Source organism: Dyella sp. PARNA 12/25 (assembly GCF_055702865.1).
Window position 1 is genome coordinate 205,428 of sequence record NZ_JBVQCI010000007.1, and the last position, 19,047, is coordinate 224,474.

Sequence of the window (19,047 nt, forward strand, 5' to 3'; positions counted from 1 at the left end):
CATTCCCGCGAAGGCGGGAATCCAGCGTCTTCGGCCGCGTCGCGATAAAGGCACTGGATGACCAGCTTCGCTGTTGTGAAGCACCTCCCGCCTTCGCGGGAATGACGAGTAGGAAGGGCTGTTTAGAACGTGTAACGCACGTTCAACATGACGCTACGCGGCGCCGAGTAAAAACCCTGCGCCCAATACAAGCTGGTGATGTACTTGCGATTGGTCACGTTGTCGATGTTGAGCGTGGTGCCCCAGTGCTGGCCGAAGTCATAACCGGCCATCAGGCCAAGTACCGCGTACGCGCCCTGCGTGGTGAAGATCTCGCTGCCGTTGGTCGCCACCGCGCCCTGGTCGCGATAGATGCGATCCTGCCAACGCATCGTGCCACCCACCTTGAAACCCGGCAGAGCATCGAAGCGATAGCTGGTAGCGAGGCGGAACATGCGGCGCGGCACATAGGTACGTACGTTATGGCCACTCGGATCGACGATGCCCAGCTGCGTATAGCCACCGCTCAACTGCCAGTTGTCAGTGATCTGACCACCGATATCGAACTCGTAGCCTTTTGAAGTGGCATTGATGCCTTGGTAGTAATCCTGGTTGGTCGCCATGTTGTGACCAGCGTATTCGGCCAGGCCGTCCTGGCGTGAGCGGAACAAGGCGAACGTCGCATTCAGACGGCCGTCGTACCACTCACCTTTAACGCCGACTTCGAGGTTGGCGCCGGTGACCGGATCGAGCACCTTGTTGTTTACATCGGTCTGCGTCTGCGGATTGAACAGCTGCGAGTAGCTCACATAAGCCGAGTAGTTTTTCGCGAAGTCGTAAACCAGACCAACAAAAGGCGTGGTCTGCGTCTTGTCGTAGTTGCTCGGCACACCGTAGTTCTCGCCGCGTTGCTCAATATGGACGAGGCTGGCGCCGGTGATCAGCGTAACGGGATCGGCCAGGCTCCAGCGCGCGGTGGCGTATAGCGTCTTGCGCGTGGTGTGGAAGTCGCCGTGACCATACGAGGCGTCGAACGGCGGTTCCGGATAGTCACCTGTCCACTCCGTGAGCGGCCCCAGCGGCGTGCCGATGCCTTCGCCGTAGCTGGACAACTGGTGCACGTCGTCCTTTGCCCAGTTCGCGCCCAGCACCAGCTCATGCTTGCGGCCGGCAAGTTGGAAAGGGCCGGTCGCGTAGAGATCGGCGACGTACTGCTTTTCGTTGCTGGTATACGCGGACGGATAGGCATACAGGCCGAGTCCCGTCTGCGCATTCGGCGTGCCGTACACGTAGAACAGGTTGCTGTCCTGAGTGATGCGGCGATAGTTGAGCGCGGCCTTGAGGCTCCACTCCTCACCCAGCTGCTGCGTGAGTTCGACGAAGCCGCGTGTGTCTGCGACGTTCCAGCGCGACCAATCGGCGGAAGTACTGGTGTCGCGGGAGTAATCAGTGGGCGAGCCGTCGGTGTTGTAGAGCGGCAACGCGCCCCACATGCCGCCATGCGTCTTGTTCTTCTGATAAGTCACGCCTGCGGTGAGCAAGGTGCTACTGCCGAGGTCGGCGTCCACGATGCCTGACAGCACTTGCTTGTGCAGGTTGTAGCGGTCCAGATAGCTGTCCGTGTCCTGGTCGGCGGCAATGAAGCGACCGCGCACGCTGCGCGAGTTGTTGAGCGGTCCGGACAGGTCGACATCGAGGCGGCGATTGTCCCAGCTACCCACAGTCAGGCCGATATCGCCTTGATAATCCGCGGTCGGACGTTTGCGCACGAAGTTGATCGTGGCCGATGGGTTGCCGGTAAACGACAGCAGGCCGTTGGCGCCGCGCAGCACTTCGATGCGCTGGTACGGCGCGGTATCGACATCGCCTTCCTGCTGGCCATTGGCAAAGGGAAGGCCAAGGCCGTCAACAAGGAAGTTGGTGATATCGAAACCTCGCGCGCTGTAGTACGTGCGATCGGTTTCCACGCGCTCCACATTGACACCGGTGGTGGTGTCCAGCACCGCGTTGATGTTGGTGAGGTTGAAGTCCTTCATCTGCTGGTCGGTGACCACGCTGACCGACTGCGGTGTCTCCCGCAGCGACAACGGCAAGCGTGTCGCCCCAGCCGTCGAACGGGTGGTGTAAGCGTCGCCATCATCCGCGACGGTCGCCGTGGCCTGCACTCCCTCCAGGTTCTTTACATCGCGGGTGGCTTCGGCGGTTGTGGGTGTCTCCTCGGCATGCAAGGCCGGCAGAGCGAAGGCAAGGCTCAGGGCGATGGCGATACCGCGCGGCAGGGGATGGCGCAGCCGAAGCTGCGAGGCTCGAGAAAGCATCGGGAGGGCCTTGGATAGTTTTTGTTGGTTTCGGGAGTGCGGCTGCGCGAAGCGCGGCCAGGGCGGGAGCGGCGGCGGCCCGCGTGATCAAATAATAATTATTCTCATTTGAGATTGCCAGCCCCGGAGTACAGAAGAGATGCCGCGGTGCCTTGATCTGGCGGGAAGGGCGTTCGTTGTGACGAGAGGTGTGGCGCGGCGGCGCTCGCCGGATGCCGGGCGCTCGGGTATCGTCCGCCGCCTATGTCGATGCGATACGTGCTCTACCAGCGTGACTACTGCCACCTGTGCGATCAGGCGCTGGCGGTGATGGCCGAGGCCCGCTCACCCGATTTCGACAGCGTATGGGTCGATGACGACGATGCGCTGGAGGTGCGCTATGGCACGCGCGTGCCCGTGCTGCGGGATGACGAGGACGGGCGCGAGCTGGACTGGCCGTTTGATGCGAATGCTGTGCGAGCGTTCGTGGACGCTTCTCTGTAGGAGCGCACTTGTGCGCGACCGCAACCTTTATGGTCTCGGCGACGTGCGAGGTCGCGGTCGCGGTCGCGCACAAGTGCGCTCCTACAGGAGAGATGCGATTACTTGGCGGTGAGCACCAGGTGCGCGTTGATCTTCACATCGGCGCCGATCACCGAGGTGTCGGCGTAGTCACCGGTACCCACGCCGAAATCGAGGCGCTTCACCGAGCCGCTGACATCGAGCGTTGCGCCGGTACCTTGCGGCTTGAACGTCACATTGAGGCTGACCGGCTTGGTCACGCCACGCAGCGTCAGGTTGCCATCTGCGATCACCTGCGCGCCGTTCTGGCGAAAGCCGGTGGTGACGAAATGGGCCTTGGGAAACTTCGCCACATTGAAGAAGTCCGCGCCGGGCAGAGCGCCATCGCGATCGCTGTCACCGGTCTTCACGCTGGCTGGGTCCACATCCACATCGAACTTCGACGTGGCCAGCTTGGCCGCGTCGTAGCTGATCGCAGCAGTCCACTTGTTGAAAGTGCCGTCGAACGATTGGCCCTGGAACGTACCGGTAAAACCAAGCTTGCTGCCCGCGGGCTGCACCGCGTAGTCGGCGGCACTGGCGATGCCGGGCACGGCCAGCGCAAGCACTAGCGGGGCGACGAGGGTGAGGTGTTTCATCAACGTTCTCCTTGGGAGGGGGATGCATCGCGCGGTCGGCGGAACGGCAGCATGCGCAGCAAGGTGTTGTCACGGTCGATCAGGTGATGCTTCCAGGCGCCGCCAATGTGCAGCACCAGTACCAACACCAGGAACCAGAACAGGTTTTCGTGAATGCTGTGCGAAAGGTGCCGCAGATCCGGATTGGCGGCGCCCAGCGCAGGCAGGTTGAACATCTTGAAGAACTGCAGCGGCTTGCCCGCCACCGAATTGAACCACCAGCCGCTGAGCGGCAAGGCGACGATCAGCAGATACAGCACACCGTGCACCGCATGCGCGGCCAACTGCTGCCAGCGCGGCGCGGGATCCTCAACTGGACGGCGATCACTGAGGCGCCACAGCAGACGCAACAGAAACAGCGCAAGCACGGTCAGGCCAATCGACTTGTGCAGGGCCAGCCAGTTGATCTTTTGCATCGGGTTACTGGCCAGATCCATGCATAGACCAAAGATGCCGTTGCCGATGATCAGCAGCGCGGTGGTCCAGTGGAAAAACTTGGCGACCGAACCCCATTGACGGCCGTTGCTGCGCAGGCTCATAGCTAATCCTTGGTGGTGTTGGCGTTGTTGTCCTGGATGGCCTCCAGCTCCAGCCATAGGCTGACGCTGTGCCCGATGGAGTTGGCATTGGACGTGATGCCGAAATCATCCCGCTGAAGCATGGCCGTAGCAGAAAAACCCACCATGGTATGCATGCCGTAGATGGTGGTGCCCTTGCGATTGAAGGTGAAAGGCAGCGTTACCGGTTGTGTCACGCCGCGCAGGGTGAGATTCCCTTGCAACACGCCGTGCGTGTCGTCCTTACGTTCAACTGACGTGCTGACGAAATGCGCATAGTGCGCTTTATCAGCGTCGAGGTAGGCGGGCTTCAGCACGGCCGCGTTCCACGCGGCATCGCCCATGTCCAGGCTGGCGAGGTCGATGTCCAGCTCGGTGGCCGACTGACTCCAGTCGTCCGGGTCGAAGCGCAGCCAGCCCTGGGCGATGTGCAAGCGGCCGAATGGGCGCGAAAAACCGTTGTGATCGATGCTGAAGACGATCTGGCTATGCGTGGTGTCGTAGCGGTAGGTGACTGGCGCTGCCAGTACGGCGCCGAGTGGCCAGCAAGCGGCCATCAGGGCGAGAAGTAGACCGCATGTGAGTCGTAGCCGGCGCATGCACGAGAGTCTGGACGATCCTTCCAGGTGGCGCCAGCCGTTCACAGGCGAACGCATTGTTTCCCGCGACGCTGTCTTCACAAAACGCAGCTGGCACAAGCGGGGGGAGAGCGTAAATAGTCTGTTTGTTTTGCTCGTTCTGATGCCGTGCCTCTGGCATCATCGAACGATTCTGGGGGAAACAATGCTGTCTCTGTTGCTAAGCGCCTTCCTGTTCGCAGGCTTGCCGACGCCCGCGACGACTTTTGCACCACCTGCGCAGCCGGGTGGCATGGCGCTGCCCACGCCTCAGTTTCGGCGTTATGGCACGGCCGAAGGGTTGCCCAGCAGTAGCGTGTACACGGTGGTGCAGGCCCCGGACGGGGCCATGTGGTTTGGCACCAAAAGCGGCATCGCCCGCTATGACGGCATGGGCTTCAAGGTGTTCCGCCATGTGGTCGGCGACCCACAGTCACTTCACAACAACGGTATTTCCGCCTTGATGTTCGATCGGGGCGGGCGTTTGTGGGCAGCTGGCCTGGAGGCCGGGCTCAACCGTTACGACGATCGCGCCGGCACCTTCCTCCACTGGGGTCATGACGCCAACGACCCGGCGAGCCTCGCCAGTGACAAGGCCTGGTCCATCGCGCACACCGAGGACGGCACGATCTGGGTGGGCACGGCCATGGGCCTGGATCGACTGCGCCTGGATGGCCGTGGCTTCGACCACATGCTGGTCACCGGCAATGCGCCGGAAACCCTGGGTACGGTCGGTTCGTTGTATGTGGATGCGCGCGGGCAGCTATGGGTCGGCAGCGATAACGGTATTTTCCGGCGTGACGAGGCGGGCGAGTTTCACCCCATCAAGTCCGCTACGCCGGGCGAGGCGCTGGACGCCTGGCGCATCGAAGGCGATGGCGACGAAATCCGCGTCGCCTCGACGCACGGCCTTTTTGTCGTCGGGAAGGACGACATAGCGCGCCAGATCGGCCGTGGCGAGCTTCCCGAAACCAACATCCTCAGCAGCGTGCACGATCGCATCGGCCGTTTGTGGATTGGCACTCAGCGCGGCCTGTACCTTCAGGAGAAGCCGGGTGGCCCGGTGCAGCCGGTGACCAATCAGCCGGTGCTCTTCGGCAATCTGCCTGGCACTTGGGTATGGAAGATTCAGCCGGACAACGAGGGCGGTCTGTGGATCGCGTTGTTCGACGGTGGCGTGGGTTATCTGGCGCCGGGCTGGAACAACGTCAGCCGCTTCACCCACATCCCCGATGACGACAACAGCTTGCGTGATTCGGTGGCTTATTCCGTAGCTCGGGGCAACAACAGCACGATCTGGGTGGGTGAGCGCGGCGGCCGCGTGGATCGCCTGTGGCCATCCAGTGGCAAGGTGGAGCACACCCTGTCGGGTCTGCGTGGCGACGTGCTCGGCATGACTGAGGACGAGCAAGGGCGCTTATGGGTCACCGTGCAGGGCACCTTGTTCCGCTACGTCAACGGCAAGCTCGATCAAGTGCCAGGTACCGCCGGCGGCATGAAGCACCCGCTGGAAGTGGAGGTGGGTCCCGACGGCAAGCTGTACGCGCGCACTTTCGGCGAAGGCATGTTCCGGGTCGATCAGGAAACGCTGACGATAACGCCGATACCGTTTCGCCCAGCACAGGAGCGAGCACGCTGGGGCAGCCAGATCACCTTGAGAGACGGCGTGTTCTGGTACGCCAGCGACGGCGGTCTGTTGAAGCTGGACAGTACCAACAGCTTTTTCGAGCCTGTTGCCGGGGTGGACAGCAGCGAGTCGGTGGACGCTTTCGACTTTGTCGACGATGGCAGCCTGTGGCTGGCGCGCCCGGATGGTCTGGAGCATTACCACCGCCACGGTGATGCCTTGGTGCTGGATCGCAAAATCACGGCGGCGAATGGATGGCCATCCATCAACGTGGTCGATCTCGCCGTGGACAAGTACCACCGTGTGTGGGCTTTCGGTCGCGATGGTTTGTGGCGGTTCGATCCCGACACCGAGCAGTTCCGCGAACTGGGCCTGCAGGACGGCCTAAGCAACGGCGAATTCATGCGCGGCTTCGGTCGCCTCAAGGACGGCACCATCTACGCGCCTACGCTCGGTGGCGTGATGGGCTTCAACCCCAATCGCGTCGATGAGCATGCGGCGCCGCCGCCGGTGGCGATCACGCATGTCAGCGTGCGCCGCAACGACGCCGTGCAAGATCTGTCGGTGCCAGCGTCCAACGACCTCTTCATCGGCTGGAAGGACAGTGGCCTCAATATCGAGGCGCGTGTGTTTTCCTATGTCGATCCGTCGGCCAATCGCTACCGCTTCCGCATGACGGGGCTGGATTCGACCTGGGTGAATACCGGCAGCCGAGGCGAGCGCGACTTCACCGGATTGCCGCACGGCAACTACACGCTGGATGTGATGGCCGCTGGTGCTGATGGCGTTTGGGCCACGCTGGCGCAACCGATACAGATTCACGTACAGGCGCCTCCGTGGGCGCGCTGGTGGGCGTGGTGTGGCTACGTATTGTTGGCTGTTCTGCTGGTATGGCTGGGCTTGCAGGCATGGCGCCGTCGGTTGGCGCAACGTCACCAGATTCAACTGGCCGAGCAGCGCAGTCGTCTGGCCGAGCAAGCGAGTGCCGCAAAGACCCAATTCCTCGCCACGCTCAGCCATGAGATCCGCACGCCGATGACCGGCGTGATGGGCATGGCGGAACTGTTGCTCAGCACGCCGTTGAGCATCACGCAGCGCGACTACGCCGAGGCTATGCAGCGCTCGGGTGGCATGCTGCTCAAACTGGTCAACGATGCGCTCGATCTGGCACGCATCGAGGCGGGCAAGCTGGAACTGGACAATGCACCGTTCGATCCGCGCACGCTGATCGCCGATGTGGCGCAACTCGAGATGGGTCAGGCGCGAGCTAAGGGGCTGCGCTTCGAGCTCGACATGCCGGATGATTTGCCGCATCGCATGGTGGGCGACGCCCTGCGCATCAAGCAGGTGCTGCTGAATCTGGCCAACAACGCCATGAAATTCACCGAGCGCGGTAGCGTGACCTTGCGCGTACGGCGCACCGAGGATGGTCTGCGCTTCAGCGTCATCGACACCGGGCCGGGCATCCCAGAAGCGAGTCAGGCGCGCTTGTTCCAGCGCTTTGAGCAGGTAACGGGTCCGCAGCGGCGTGCGGGCAGCGGCCTGGGTCTGGCGATATGCCGTGAGTTGGTGGCGATGATGGGTGGCAGCATCGAGCTGGAGTCCAAGGTGGCGTTCGGCAGCACTTTCCATGTGCGCCTGCCCTTGCCGGTGGCACACGAGCCTGCCGCCGTCGTGACCGCACGAACCGAAGGCGCGACGCAGGCGACGCTGCAAGTGTTGTTGGTGGAAGACGACGCCATTGTGGCGGCGGTGATTCGCGGCCTGCTCGAACGGGCAGGGCATCAGGTGCGCTACGTGGGCAACGGCCTCGCCGCGCTGGCCGAACTCGCGCAGGCGCCATGCGACATGATTTTGCTCGATCTTGATCTGCCGGGTATCGATGGATTTCAGATCGCTCGTTTGGTTCGTCAGCGCGAGGAGGCTGGCCATCGCGTGCCGATCGTGGCGATCACGGCACGCTCGGGTGGCGATGAGGAAACCCGCGCGCGAGAGGCGGGTATGGATGGCTTCCTGCGCAAGCCGCTCACGGGTGAGCAGTTGCTGGATGCGATCAATGAGCAGCTCGCCACAACCGCCGATGGAGCAGCACTGTAGGAGCGCACTTGTGCGCGACCGTCACCCATAGATTCGCCGCGACGTGAGAGGCCGCAGTCGCGCACGAGTGCGCTCCTACAGAGGTGGGCGGCAACGTGAAACTGTGCGCGTTGTTACATACAAGCGAGGATGCGATCAACGAGCCGATGGCAGTGCTACAGGAATCTCTGGACGGCCAGCGTGTCGCCCATGGTGGGAGCGCACCCTGTGCGCGACGGTCGTTACCTGATCCTCTCTTCCGGTCGTTGCAGTCGCGCACAGGGTGCGCTCCCACAAGAGGGAGAGACAGGGTCACATATCGAACTTGTTCACCTCGAACCCGCGACGCTTGTACTCGGTCCAGCGAGTACGTGAGCCGTCACGTTCGGCAGGATCAGCAGCGACCACTTCCAGCACGCGATCGTAGCGGCCTTCTGCGCAGTCTTCGCGCAAATTGATCAGCATCGGTCGTTCCGGTGTATCGATGCCGGGTGGTGCGATCAGCACGGCGGTGAACTGGTCATCGTCGTCGCCGGCGAGCTGGTGCGAGATGAAGCCGTCGGGATCGAACTCCCACAGCAGCTCGTCGATGGCTTCGGCCTGTGCGAAGTCGCGCGCGAGGACCAGCGTGGGCTGCTGCGCGGCAAACGCGCGCTTGGCGAGTTCGCACACCAGCAGCAATGGCTGCTCGCGAAAGCGCGGCTTGTCGATCAGATAGAAGTCGGCGCGAGGCATGGTGAGGCCCTTTTTGTTCGTCATTCCGGCGTACCCCGAAAAGGGGGCAAGGGCCGGAATCCAGTGGCGATACAGTTTGGTTGTTGCGGCCGAGCGTACTGATGTGAAAACGCTCGCGACAACCGATTCATGTCGCTGCTGGATTCCGGCCTGCGCCGGAATGACGGCAGAGAGAAATTACGCGGCGCGATCGATCAGCCACTGCACCAGCAGCGACACCGGTCGGCCGGTGGCCAGGCCCTTGCGGCCTTCGTCCCACGCGGTGCCGGCGATATCCAGGTGCGCCCAGCGCTGGCCATCGGTGAAGCGCGACAGGAAGCAGCCCGCAGTGATGGCGCCGGCATTCTTGCCGCCGATGTTGGCAATGTCGGCAAAGCCGGACTCCAGCTGCACCTGGTAGTCGTCCCACAGCGGCAGGCGCCACGCGCGATCCAGCGTGTTTTCACCGGCAGCGATCAGCTCGGCGGCCAGATCGTCGTGCTTGCTCATCAGGCCGCTGGCGTGTTTGCCCAGCGCGATCACGCAGGCGCCAGTCAGCGTGGCGGCGTCGATCAGCACCTTCGGCTCGAACGTCTTGGCGGTGTAGGTGAGCGCATCGCACAGGATCAGGCGACCTTCCGCGTCGGTGTTGAGCACCTCGATGGTCAGGCCCGACAGGCTGGTCAGCACGTCACTGGGGCGGTAGCTGTCGCCATCGGGCATGTTCTCGACCGCCGGCACCACGCACACCAGGTTCACCGGCACCCCCAGCTTCACGGCGGCCACAAAGCTGCCGAGCACGCCGGCGGCGCCGCCCATGTCGAACTTCATCTCTTCCATGCCCGGACCGGGCTTGAGGCTGATGCCGCCGGTGTCGAAGGTGATGCCCTTGCCGACGAAGGCGTAAGGCTTGTCGCCTTCCACGCCACCCTTGTACTCGAGGATCACCAGCTTGGGCTTGTTGGTCGAGCCGCGACCCACGGCCAGCAGTGAGCCGAAACCGAGCTCGCCCATCTTTTCATGATCGAGCACGCTGCAGCTCACCTTGTCGTTCTGCGCGGCGAACTGCTCGGCCTGGCTCGCGATGTAGGCGGGGTTGCAGATGTTCGGCGGCAGGTTGGCCAGTTCGCGCGCAAAGCGCACGCCTTCGGCGATGGCCACGGCCTGCTGCAGACCTGCCTTGGCGTCATCGCCAGCGGCAAAGGTCACGGCGCCCAGCTCCGGCTGCGCGGACTTTTCGCGCGGCTTGAAGGTGGCGGTGTAGCGATAGGCAGCAAAGTCAGCGGCGAGCACCGCCGTGCGCACGCGCCATGCGGCGTCGTGACCCGGCACATCCACCTCGGCGAGGTAAGACACGGCGCTGTCGATCGGCAGGCGACCCAGGGCACGCGCCGCTTCGATATTCACCTTCTGGAAGCGTGCACCATCGAACGACTTCTGCGTTCCCAGTCCCACCACCAGCACACGCTTGGCGGCGACGCCCTCGGGCGCGTACAGCACAGCCGTGGTGCCGGCCTTGCCGTTGATGTCCCCGCTCTCCACCTGGCGCTTGATGGCGCCGTGCGCGGCGGTATCAATGCGGGCGGCGGCGCTGGTGAGCACACCGTTCTCATAGACGCCGACCACCACGCAAGCGGTTTCGACGGTTTCGGGAGCGGAGGAGCCGAGGCTGAACTGGAGAGTCATGAAGATGTCCTGCGGAAAGGTCCGGAATGGCCCGGACAGGCTAGACTTGGGGTTTGCCGACCCTCAAAGGGCGGCGCCAAGCCCTTCATCTTATCGCATGTCGAGAACCTGTCCCCAAGAACCGGGTTACACTTCACCGTTGTTTCTCATCCCGCACGCTCCCCGGCGTGGTGGGCTTCTGCGAGCGTGAGGACCGGTTCTGAGCATCCTCGATCGTTATTTCCTGCGTGAGCTGGCACAGACCGTAGCCGCCACCGCCATCGTGCTGCTGGCCATCATGGCCGGCACCTCGTTTGCGCACGTGCTGCAGCAGGTGGCCAACGGCAGCTTCCCGGCCAGTGTGATGTTCCAGGTGCTGGGCCTGAACATGCTCGATGGCCTTACCACGCTGTTGCCGCTGTCGGCCTTTCTGGGTGTGCTCAACGGCCTGGGCCGCATGTATCGCGAAAGCGAAATGCACGTACTGGCCTCGTCCGGCATGGGCGCTTCGGGCCTGCTGCGCCCGGTGGCGATTCTCTCGATCGGCGTGGCGGTTCTGGTGGGCACGGTGTCGCTATGGCTGGGGCCATGGGCGGCGCGGACCTCCGATCAACTGGTGGCCGAAGCGAATCGTTCGGTGATCGCCGCCGGCCTGGATGCTGGACGTTTCACTTCGCTGCCTGGTAAGGGCGGCATCATTCTGGTGGATGAGCTGAGCCGCGACGGCAGCACCCTGGGCAGCACTTTCATCGCCACCGAGCGCGCCGGAAAAGACAACGTCACGCACATCAAGCTGGTGACCGGCAAGCGCGGCCAGCTCTATCAGGAAACCGACGGTAATGGCCGCTTCCTGGCGTTGAAGGACGGCTGGCAGTACGACATCCCGCTGGGCGCGGATAACTGGCGCAAGATGCAGTACGAACGCAACGACGCCTCGCTGGACAACATCCAGTCCGACCAGGATGCGGAAGATCCCGCGCACTCGCTCTCCACCTTGCAGCTGCTGCGCACGGACAACCCCGATACACGCGCCGAGTTCGCATGGCGCACCATTGCGCCGGCGATGACGCTGGTGCTGCTTGCGCTGGCCTTGCCCATGTCGCGCCAGAGCCCGCGTGAACCGCGCTTTGGCCGCTTGTTGCTGGCGGTGCTCAGCTTCTACTTCTACTACTTGCTGCTGGCGTTGTGCCGCGGCCAGATCATCAAAGGCCACTGGCACCATTCGGCGCCGATGTGGATGGTGACCTTCGTCGTGTTCGGTATTGCCGTATGGATGTTCCGTAACCAGTACGCCGAACGCAAACCGCGAAGGGCGGGTGCCTGATGGCCGCCTTGCGCATACGCCGCGTCGACTGGCTGGTCGGCATCACCGTTCTCGGGTCGATGCTGATGGTGTGGCTGGTGATCACCGGTCTCGACGCCGTCTTCCAGTTCCTGCGTCAGCTCGGCAACGTCGGCAAGAACGGCTTCACCATCACCAACGCCGTGGTCTACGTGCTGGTGACATTCCCGCGTCGCCTGTACGAAATGTTCGGCAATGCGGCGCTGATCGGCGGCTTGCTGGGCCTCGGCGGCCTGGCCTCCACCAACGAGCTGACCGCGCTGCGCGCCTGCGGCCTTTCCAAACTGCGCATCGCCGTATCGGCGGTGGGCGTGGTGGCCATCATGGTGGTGGCGGTGGTGATTCTTGGCGAGACGGCGGCACCGTGGGGTGACCAGCAGGCTCAGGCGATGCAGCTGCGCCTGAAGTCGAACAACGCAGGCATGGTCGGCAACTCCGGCCTGTGGGAGCGCGACGGCAACAACATCATCAACGTCAAGAGCTGGATGGCACGGCATGAGGGCGCGATCGACAAGGTCGAACTGAACGACGTGCGCGTGTTCCACATGACGCCGGATGGTCAGCTGGACCGTTTCGACTGGGCCGTTTCCGCGCTGCACGATGGCAATCACTGGGTGATGAAGAACGTGCAGAGCACCGTGCTCGACGAGCATGGCGTGCGCCGCACACAGGCTGCCAGCCAGCAGTGGGAAACCAACCTCAATGCGCAGGTGCTGGCGCAATCGGTGATCCAGGTTCAATACCTGCCGATGCGCGCACTTTGGCGCAACATTCAATACAACGAGCGCAACGGACAGAGCACCACGGTATTTGCCAGCGCGTTCTGGACCCGTGCGCTGTATCCGCTGAATGTGCTGGTACTGGTGTTGTGCGCCATGCCGTTCTCGTTCGGCACGTTGCGTTCGGGTGGTCTGGGCAAGCGCATGTTCATCGGCATGTTGCTGGCCATCGGCTGGTACTTCCTGCAGAAGGCGATGGTGAACTTCGGTACGGTTTATGGCGTGCCGCCGTTCCTGGCCAATATCCTGCCGGCGATGATTCTGGCGTTGATTGCGTGGTTGTATTTCCGCAAGCACGGATAGCAGCAAAGCACTGCCTCTGTTTGTAGGAGCGCACTTGTGCGCGACCGCCGCGTCATGCAGACCCCGCTACGCCGGGTTGTCGCGCACAAGTGTGCTCCTACATTTTTGGCGGCGCCTCGAGCGTCAGTCTCCCTCAGCTGTGTCCGTTGGCTCCGCATCCGCCACGAACTGCCCATCCTCCGCCAGTCGCGCAAACAGCCCGCCCTGGCGAATCAACTCATCGAAGCGTCCCTGTTCCACCAGACGCCCCTGATCGAGCACCAGAATCAGGTCAGCATGGCGCACGGTCGACAAACGATGCGCGATAACGAAGGTCGTACGGCCCACGGTCAAACGATCGAGCGCGCGCTGTATGCGTGCCTCCGTTGCGTTGTCGAGGGCGCTGGTGGCTTCGTCCAGGATCAGGATAGGCGCGTCTTTGAGCATGGCGCGCGCAATCGCCAGGCGCTGCCGTTCACCACCGGATAGCGAGCGACCACGCTCTGCAACAAGCGTCTCAAGACCTTCGGGTTTTCGAGCGATGAAGGCAGCGGCTTCCGCGGCGGCGACCGCTTCTTCGATGGCTTGCGGGTCGGCTTCGGGGTTGCCTACGCGCAGGTTGTCGAGAATGGATCGGTAGAACATGCCCGCATCCTGAAACACCACACCGATGTTCTGGCGCAGTGATTCCAGTGTCACGTCGCGGACATCATGGCCGTCGACGGTGACGCGGCCCTCGCTGGGGTCGTAGGCGCGATACAGCAGGCTGAGGGCGGTGCTTTTGCCGGCGCCGGTGGGGCCAACCAGTGCAATGGTGCTGCCGGATGCTGCGCGAAAACTCAGGTTGTGCAGGGCAGGCTGCACCGGGTCATAGCCGAAGCTGACGCGGTCGAACACGACTTCGCCGCGTACCCGCGGCAGCGTTATGGCGTTGGGACGATCTTCGATCTCCGAGCGGCGATCCAGTACGGCGAAAAAGTCCCGCAACGATTGCGATTGGAAGAACAGGTTCGACAGGAAGGTGGCGAACTGTTCCAGTCGACCAATCAGCAGCATTGAGAAGCCGACGAAACTGACAATGCCGCCCACGCTAATCTCACCACGCGCGTGCAGTGTTGCGCCGACCGCGAAGATCGCCACGATGGTGAGTGTGCTGGCCGCGCGATTAAGTACAGACAGAATGGCCCAGCCGCGTAACACCGGGTATTGCGCGTTGAGTGTCCTTTTCATCAAGTCGTGCAGGGCGCGTGACTCCGCCGCCAGTCGCGTAAAGCTTTGCACAACGGTCACGTTGCCGAACACGTCACCTGCTCGCGTAGCAATTTCGTGGTGCAGTTCTTCCACTTCGCCTTGCGCCTTGTGCGTGCGTTGCACCGCAATGGCATTGAACACGGAAAAGCACACCAGTAAGGCGATCATTAATAGCGCGAGCTTCCAATTCAGCCACAGCGCCACCGGCACCATCACGAGAATCGACAGCAACGTCGCAAGGTGTTCGCGAAAGAAGCTCAACCACAGATTGAACAAGTTGCTGACACCGACATTCATGATGCGCGACAGCCGGCCCGTGTGATATTCGCCGTGGAACGACTGCGGCATGGCGGCGGCATGTTCAAAGAACAACGCGATCGCGGCGAGTCGCCTGCGATGGGCCAACCGGTCGGCATGCAGCGATACCCATACGTTGGCGAGCACGCCGGCAAAACCGACGCCGGCCCAAAGGGCGATCAGGCGTGGTGCGCCGCTGCCGCTGTTTGCACCCAAGGCATCCACCACCTTGCCGAACAGCACGGGCTCGAGGAAGAACACGCCGGCCAGGGCCAGGTTGGCCAGCGCAAGCGTGATCGCCAGTTTGCGCTCGGGTGCGAGCAGACCGATGACGCGCAGGTACAGGCGCAGAAACGACATGCCGTGGCTCCGCTTGACTCGCACCCGCATCGTGCAGGTTCCGTGATGCCAAAGGCTATCTCAAACGGCAGGCCATCGTCCGCGTGAGAAAGCATTGGGTGTGCCCCAGCGCAGGTACCCGGGGTGGAAGATCAACGTACCGGGCAATTCCTACGTGATGTCGTTCACGGCCTACACATATGCAGCCACGGCTGACGCGCAACGGCGCGCCAGTCCTCGTAGGTGACATCCATCGCGGTTGCCCCACCAATTCTCAGACTATTCCCATGGTTAGTGGGGTACGCAGATCGTTAGTGTGTCGTCGCAAATTTCTGTGCTGGGGTCGTCCCGACCTGTCCCCCGAAGGCGGCAGGCGGCGCCAGGCACTTTTCTTCGACGAAGGATGACTGGGATATGGAAGTCCATGGCGGCCCAGTCGACGTGGCGCCCTTACGATGGCGACCGCGTTGGCTACTATCTGGCACGCTGATCGCATTCGCAGCGACGGCTTATTTCGAGTCGGCGTTCGGACAGTCGGTCGATACGGCAACGCAAGAGTTGCTGCGCCAACAAGAGCGTGAGCGCGCCCTGCGCGAACAACTGGAAACCACACCTGATGTGCGCCTGAAGCAGCCGACGACTGTCGCGCCCGATCGGCTCCCCGCGGACGAAACCCCGTGCTTTCCCATCCAGCGCATCGTTCTGGACGGAGACGATGCCGACGCCTTCCGTTGGGCGTTGAGAGCGGCCGACCCCGCACATGATCCGGCCACTGGTCGTTGCCTCGGCACCGGCGGCATCAACGTGGTGATGAAACGCATCCAGAACGCCATCGTGGCGCGCGGCTTCGTCACCACGCGCGTGCTGGCCAAGAACCAGGACCTGCATGCGAGCGTGCTCACACTCACCGTGGTGCCGGGTCGCAAGGCACCGTCGCCGTCACAGGCACCACGCTCGACAACACCGGCGGCCAACTCACCCAGCGCGGTGATGCCGGCAGCCTCACCGTTACCGTCACGCAAGCCCTAGGCAACACCGGCGGCGGCACGATCGGTGCCGAAGGCAGCGCCGCCGTGCATGCCGGCAGCATCGACAACAGCGGCGGCACCACCGTCGCGCACCACGACCTCACCCTCAACGGTGATGGCGACCTCCTCAACCAGAACGGCGGCGTCATTCAAACCGGCGGCGCGCTCGCGCTCAACGCCGGCGGCACGTTTGACAACAGTGCCGGCCAGCTCGACGCCACCGGCGCCGCCTCGATCCAGGCGGGCACCATGCGCAACATCGGTGGTCAGGTGTTGGCTGGTGACGCGAGCACACCCGATGCGGCCCTCGCCATCACCGCCACCAACGGCATCGACAACCGCGGTGGCACCCTCGGCAATCGCGGCGGTGATGTCACGCTGCATGCGGCGACCATGGATAACAGCGCCAGCGGCACGCTGGTCGCCCAGCGCGACCTCACACTTGACATCGCCGCACTCAACAATGCGGGCGGCACCACCTACGCCAACCCTGGACTCTTTGGTGGATTGAACGGGACCGATATGGTGGCAGCCGAAACTCTCCCCAGGTTGGACTACGGGGCGGCGACCTTTGTTGCGCAACACATGGGGGATGCCGATATTCAGAAGAACTACGGATCCAACTTCAACTCCGATTATGGCAACTGGCAGTACAACTGGAAGTCGCCTTCGATGCCAGGCGCGACGTCATCACCTTCGACGCAGCAGGGCTACGACCCGAGGCAGAACAACGTGTAACGCCGACCCCAACCCCGACCCCTGATCCGACACCCACGCCAGACCCGTCGCCTACCCCGTTGCCTGGGTATCTCGTGCCACAAGTGCCGTCCTATATCAGCGCTTCCACCGCCATGCTTTCCTATGGCATGCGCAGTATCGGTACGCTGCATGATCGCCTCGGCGAGCTTCATGGGGACGAAAAGGGTAGTCCGGGTAACAGTGACGAGTTCTATGCGCGCGTGTTTGGCGGCAACTATCAGTATGCTAGCAATCGCAGTGCTGCCCAAAACGGCTACGGCTTTAAGCAAAACGACCGCGGCGTACAGATTGGTGGTACCTGGCTGAGGACAGAGCATGATGCCTCCACGTTCCGCTTGGGTATGTATGCCAGCAGCGGCAAGTCGACGATCTCTCCCAAGGCCATTGATGGGACTAGCACCATGCGCATGAGCGGTAGCAGCGTCGCCGCTACAGGTACTTATGTGCACAGCAGCGGCTTATACGTTGATGGCGTGGTCGCACGTAATTACTACAACACCCATGTGGATACCGCCTATCGCGGCAGCGACATGGCTAGCCTCAAAACGCATGGCTGGGCGTACTCACTTGAAAGCGGTTACCCGTTTGTGTTCGGTAATGAGATTCGCCTGGAGCCACAGGCCCAGGTGATCTATCAGTCGCTGAGCAACAACAGCTTTACGGATGCCGACGATCTGAATGTAAGCACGCGCACCGCGGGTGCATGGACGGGGCGTGTTGGCGCTAACCTGAGTCGCACGTTTGCCACCGGCGGTGGCCAACGCTGGACGCCATGGGCGCGTGTGAATTACCTCTGGAATGCGGGTGCTCGCAGCACAGTTAATGTGATCAGCTATAGGTGGGGTGCCAACGATAGCTTCACGTCGGGCAGCCTGGGGCAGGTCTGGCAGTTGGGTGCGGGCGTCACTGGCGCTCTGACGCGCACGCTGTCGGTGTACGGTAGCGCTGATTACCAGACCAATTCGGGTAGTTCAGGCGAGCAGGGCTGGGCAGCCAACCTGGGAATGCGCTGGCAGTTCTAAGTCAGCGACGGCGTGCAGTCTGGGGAAGGTTGCACGCCGTTTGGGTTTCTACTTCATCGCGCTAAATTGGCGCAGCGCAAGGGCCGTGTCGCAAGACGTGGCCCTTTTTTTCGCAAGTTGAGGGCAGGCCTTTGGGTGCTTGCTACGGTGCGAGGGAGCGATCAAGCTGGGAGCCTATTTTTCCAGCGAGCGACCACCGTGGAACTGATCGATCTGCGTAGCGACACCGTGACCCGTCCCACCCCGGCCATGCGCGCCGCGATGATGGATGCCGCAGTGGGTGATGACGTCTACGGTGAGGACCCCACCGTCAATGCACTGCAGCAGCGTCTTGCGGCCGATCTCGGCTTTGAGGCGGCGGTGTTCGTGCCTACGGGGACGCAGTCGAACCTTATTGCGCTGATGTCGCATTGCGAGCGTGGCGATGAGTATCTGGTGGGTGCAGATGCGCACACGTACAAGTTTGAGGGTGGTGGTGCTGCCGTGCTCGGTTCCATTCAGCCGCAGCCGATTCCGCATGACGTAGATGGCAGCCTGCCGTTGGATAAGCTGGCAGCGGCGATCAAACCGATTGATCCGCACTTTGCCCGCACGCGCTTGCTGGCATTGGAAAACACCTGGCACGGCCGCGTGCTGCCGATGAGCTACCTGAAGGCCGCGCATGATTTCGCACGTGAGCGTGGGCTTGCCTTGCATTTGGACGGCGCCCGCCTGTTCAACGCGGCCGTTGCCAGTGGCGTGCATGCGCGTGAGATTGCCAAGCACTTCGACAGTGTGTCCGTGTGCCTGTCCAAGGGGTTGGGTGCCCCGGTGGGCTCCGTGCTGGTTGGTTCGGCCGTGCTGATCGAAAAGGCGCGTCGATGGAAGAAGGTGGCGGGCGGTGGCTGGCGACAGGCCGGCATGCTCGCCGCCGCGGCGCAGTACGCGCTGGATCATCACGTGGATCGCTTGGCGGACGACCACGCGCGGGCGGTGACGTTGGCCGCGGGCCTTGCCGATGTTCCCGGTGTGAAGTTGCTTGGCCAGCACACCAACATGGTATTCATTGATGTCCCGGCGGATCGTCTGCGCGAATTGGACGTCCATTTGCGCAGTGCCGATATCCGCATAAGCATCGGTTACCTTCCCACGCTGCGGTTGGTAACGCACCTGGATGTGAGCGATGAGGGTATCGCGAGGACCGTGGCAGCGTTCCGTGAGTTCTTTACCCGCTGAGG

The 19,047-nt window shown here is 62.7% G+C and carries 13 protein-coding genes and 2 pseudogenes; 8 read left to right on the forward strand and 7 right to left on the reverse strand.

Going from position 1 to position 19,047, the window contains the following annotated elements:
• Positions 1-122 precede the first annotated feature (122 nt).
• On the reverse strand, positions 123-2,297 hold the full coding sequence (locus AC0GUR_RS14920; RefSeq protein WP_472878283.1) for a TonB-dependent siderophore receptor: 2,175 nt from the start codon (positions 2,295-2,297) through the stop codon (positions 123-125).
• 243 nt (positions 2,298-2,540) lie between these two features.
• On the opposite strand from AC0GUR_RS14920, the gene AC0GUR_RS14925 reads away from it, so the two are divergent.
• The gene (locus tag AC0GUR_RS14925; RefSeq protein ID WP_472878284.1) at positions 2,541-2,780 is read left to right on the forward strand and encodes a glutaredoxin family protein; all 240 of its coding nucleotides are present in this window, start codon (positions 2,541-2,543) and stop codon (positions 2,778-2,780) included.
• 98 nt (positions 2,781-2,878) lie between these two features.
• On the opposite strand, the gene AC0GUR_RS14930 is transcribed toward AC0GUR_RS14925, so the two are convergent.
• Genes AC0GUR_RS14930 through AC0GUR_RS14940 form a run of 3 tightly spaced genes read right to left on the reverse strand, consistent with a single transcriptional unit; the run spans position 2,879 to position 4,631 of the window.
• Positions 2,879-3,436, reverse strand: a complete 558-nt coding sequence (locus AC0GUR_RS14930; protein ID WP_472878285.1) for a YceI family protein — start codon at positions 3,434-3,436, stop codon at positions 2,879-2,881.
• The gene (locus tag AC0GUR_RS14935) at positions 3,436-4,014 is read right to left on the reverse strand and encodes a cytochrome b (RefSeq protein ID WP_472878286.1); all 579 of its coding nucleotides are present in this window, start codon (positions 4,012-4,014) and stop codon (positions 3,436-3,438) included. The genes AC0GUR_RS14930 and AC0GUR_RS14935 overlap by 1 nt, the downstream gene beginning before the upstream one ends.
• Before the next feature lie 2 nt (positions 4,015-4,016).
• A complete protein-coding gene (locus AC0GUR_RS14940) occupies positions 4,017-4,631 on the reverse strand; it encodes a YceI family protein (RefSeq protein ID WP_472878287.1) in 615 nt (204 codons plus the stop codon).
• Positions 4,632-4,815: 184 nt separating this feature from the next.
• Here AC0GUR_RS14940 and AC0GUR_RS14945 point away from each other — a divergent pair, with 184 nt between their 5' ends.
• Complete coding sequence (locus AC0GUR_RS14945; protein ID WP_472878288.1) at positions 4,816-8,373, forward strand: hybrid sensor histidine kinase/response regulator; 3,558 nt, start codon at positions 4,816-4,818, stop codon at positions 8,371-8,373.
• A gap of 291 nt (positions 8,374-8,664) precedes the next feature.
• Here AC0GUR_RS14945 and AC0GUR_RS14950 read toward each other — a convergent pair whose 3' ends face one another.
• Together AC0GUR_RS14950 and AC0GUR_RS14955 are read right to left on the reverse strand one after the other, a co-directional pair.
• On the reverse strand, positions 8,665-9,087 hold the full coding sequence (locus AC0GUR_RS14950; protein WP_472878315.1) for a DNA polymerase III subunit chi: 423 nt from the start codon (positions 9,085-9,087) through the stop codon (positions 8,665-8,667).
• A gap of 177 nt (positions 9,088-9,264) precedes the next feature.
• Positions 9,265-10,752: a leucyl aminopeptidase gene (locus AC0GUR_RS14955; protein ID WP_472878289.1), complete on the reverse strand. Its 1,488-nt coding sequence runs from the start codon at positions 10,750-10,752 to the stop codon at positions 9,265-9,267.
• Positions 10,753-10,957: 205 nt separating this feature from the next.
• Here AC0GUR_RS14955 and lptF point away from each other — a divergent pair, with 205 nt between their 5' ends.
• Together lptF and lptG are read left to right on the forward strand one after the other, a co-directional pair.
• Entirely contained in the window at positions 10,958-12,055 is a 1,098-nt protein-coding gene (gene lptF, locus AC0GUR_RS14960) for an LPS export ABC transporter permease LptF (protein ID WP_472878316.1), read from the forward strand.
• Positions 12,055-13,155 (forward strand): LPS export ABC transporter permease LptG, encoded by a 1,101-nt coding sequence (lptG, locus tag AC0GUR_RS14965; RefSeq protein ID WP_472878290.1) that lies wholly within the window; start codon positions 12,055-12,057, stop codon positions 13,153-13,155. Before lptF ends, lptG begins: the two co-directional genes overlap by 1 nt.
• A 123-nt stretch (positions 13,156-13,278) precedes the next feature.
• Here the strand turns inward: lptG and AC0GUR_RS14970 are convergent, their stop codons facing one another.
• Entirely contained in the window at positions 13,279-15,042 is a 1,764-nt protein-coding gene (locus tag AC0GUR_RS14970; protein WP_472878291.1) for a glucan ABC transporter ATP-binding protein/ permease, read from the reverse strand.
• A gap of 393 nt (positions 15,043-15,435) precedes the next feature.
• Between AC0GUR_RS14970 and AC0GUR_RS14975 the strand changes: the two are divergent.
• The 4 genes and pseudogenes from AC0GUR_RS14975 to ltaE all read left to right on the forward strand — a co-directional run.
• Positions 15,436-15,942 (forward strand): annotated as a pseudogene (locus tag AC0GUR_RS14975) (POTRA domain-containing protein); the annotation flags it as partial.
• 122 nt (positions 15,943-16,064) lie between these two features.
• Positions 16,065-16,787, forward strand: a pseudogene (locus AC0GUR_RS14980) (hypothetical protein); the annotation flags it as partial.
• Complete coding sequence (locus tag AC0GUR_RS14985; protein ID WP_472878317.1) at positions 16,739-17,830, forward strand: autotransporter family protein; 1,092 nt, start codon at positions 16,739-16,741, stop codon at positions 17,828-17,830. The pseudogene AC0GUR_RS14980 and the gene AC0GUR_RS14985, both read left to right, overlap by 49 nt.
• Before the next feature lie 198 nt (positions 17,831-18,028).
• A complete protein-coding gene (ltaE, locus tag AC0GUR_RS14990) occupies positions 18,029-19,045 on the forward strand; it encodes a low-specificity L-threonine aldolase (RefSeq protein ID WP_472878292.1) in 1,017 nt (338 codons plus the stop codon).
• Positions 19,046-19,047 lie beyond the last annotated feature (2 nt).

Bases quoted from the DNA above. Each gene is read 5' to 3' on its own strand.
- lptG (WP_472878290.1), top strand. From the start codon at position 12,055: ATGGCCGCCTTGCGCATACGCCGCGTCGACTGGCTGGTCGGCATCACC.
- AC0GUR_RS14950 (WP_472878315.1), bottom strand. From the start codon at position 9,087: ATGCCTCGCGCCGACTTCTATCTGATCGACAAGCCGCGCTTTCGCGAG.
- AC0GUR_RS14920 (WP_472878283.1), bottom strand. From the start codon at position 2,297: ATGCTTTCTCGAGCCTCGCAGCTTCGGCTGCGCCATCCCCTGCCGCGC.
- AC0GUR_RS14940 (WP_472878287.1), bottom strand. From the start codon at position 4,631: ATGCGCCGGCTACGACTCACATGCGGTCTACTTCTCGCCCTGATGGCC.
- AC0GUR_RS14970 (WP_472878291.1), bottom strand. From the start codon at position 15,042: ATGTCGTTTCTGCGCCTGTACCTGCGCGTCATCGGTCTGCTCGCACCC.
- AC0GUR_RS14935 (WP_472878286.1), bottom strand. From the start codon at position 4,014: ATGAGCCTGCGCAGCAACGGCCGTCAATGGGGTTCGGTCGCCAAGTTT.
- AC0GUR_RS14925 (WP_472878284.1), top strand. From the start codon at position 2,541: ATGTCGATGCGATACGTGCTCTACCAGCGTGACTACTGCCACCTGTGC.
- AC0GUR_RS14955 (WP_472878289.1), bottom strand. From the start codon at position 10,752: ATGACTCTCCAGTTCAGCCTCGGCTCCTCCGCTCCCGAAACCGTCGAA.
- AC0GUR_RS14945 (WP_472878288.1), top strand. From the start codon at position 4,816: ATGCTGTCTCTGTTGCTAAGCGCCTTCCTGTTCGCAGGCTTGCCGACG.
- AC0GUR_RS14930 (WP_472878285.1), bottom strand. From the start codon at position 3,436: ATGAAACACCTCACCCTCGTCGCCCCGCTAGTGCTTGCGCTGGCCGTG.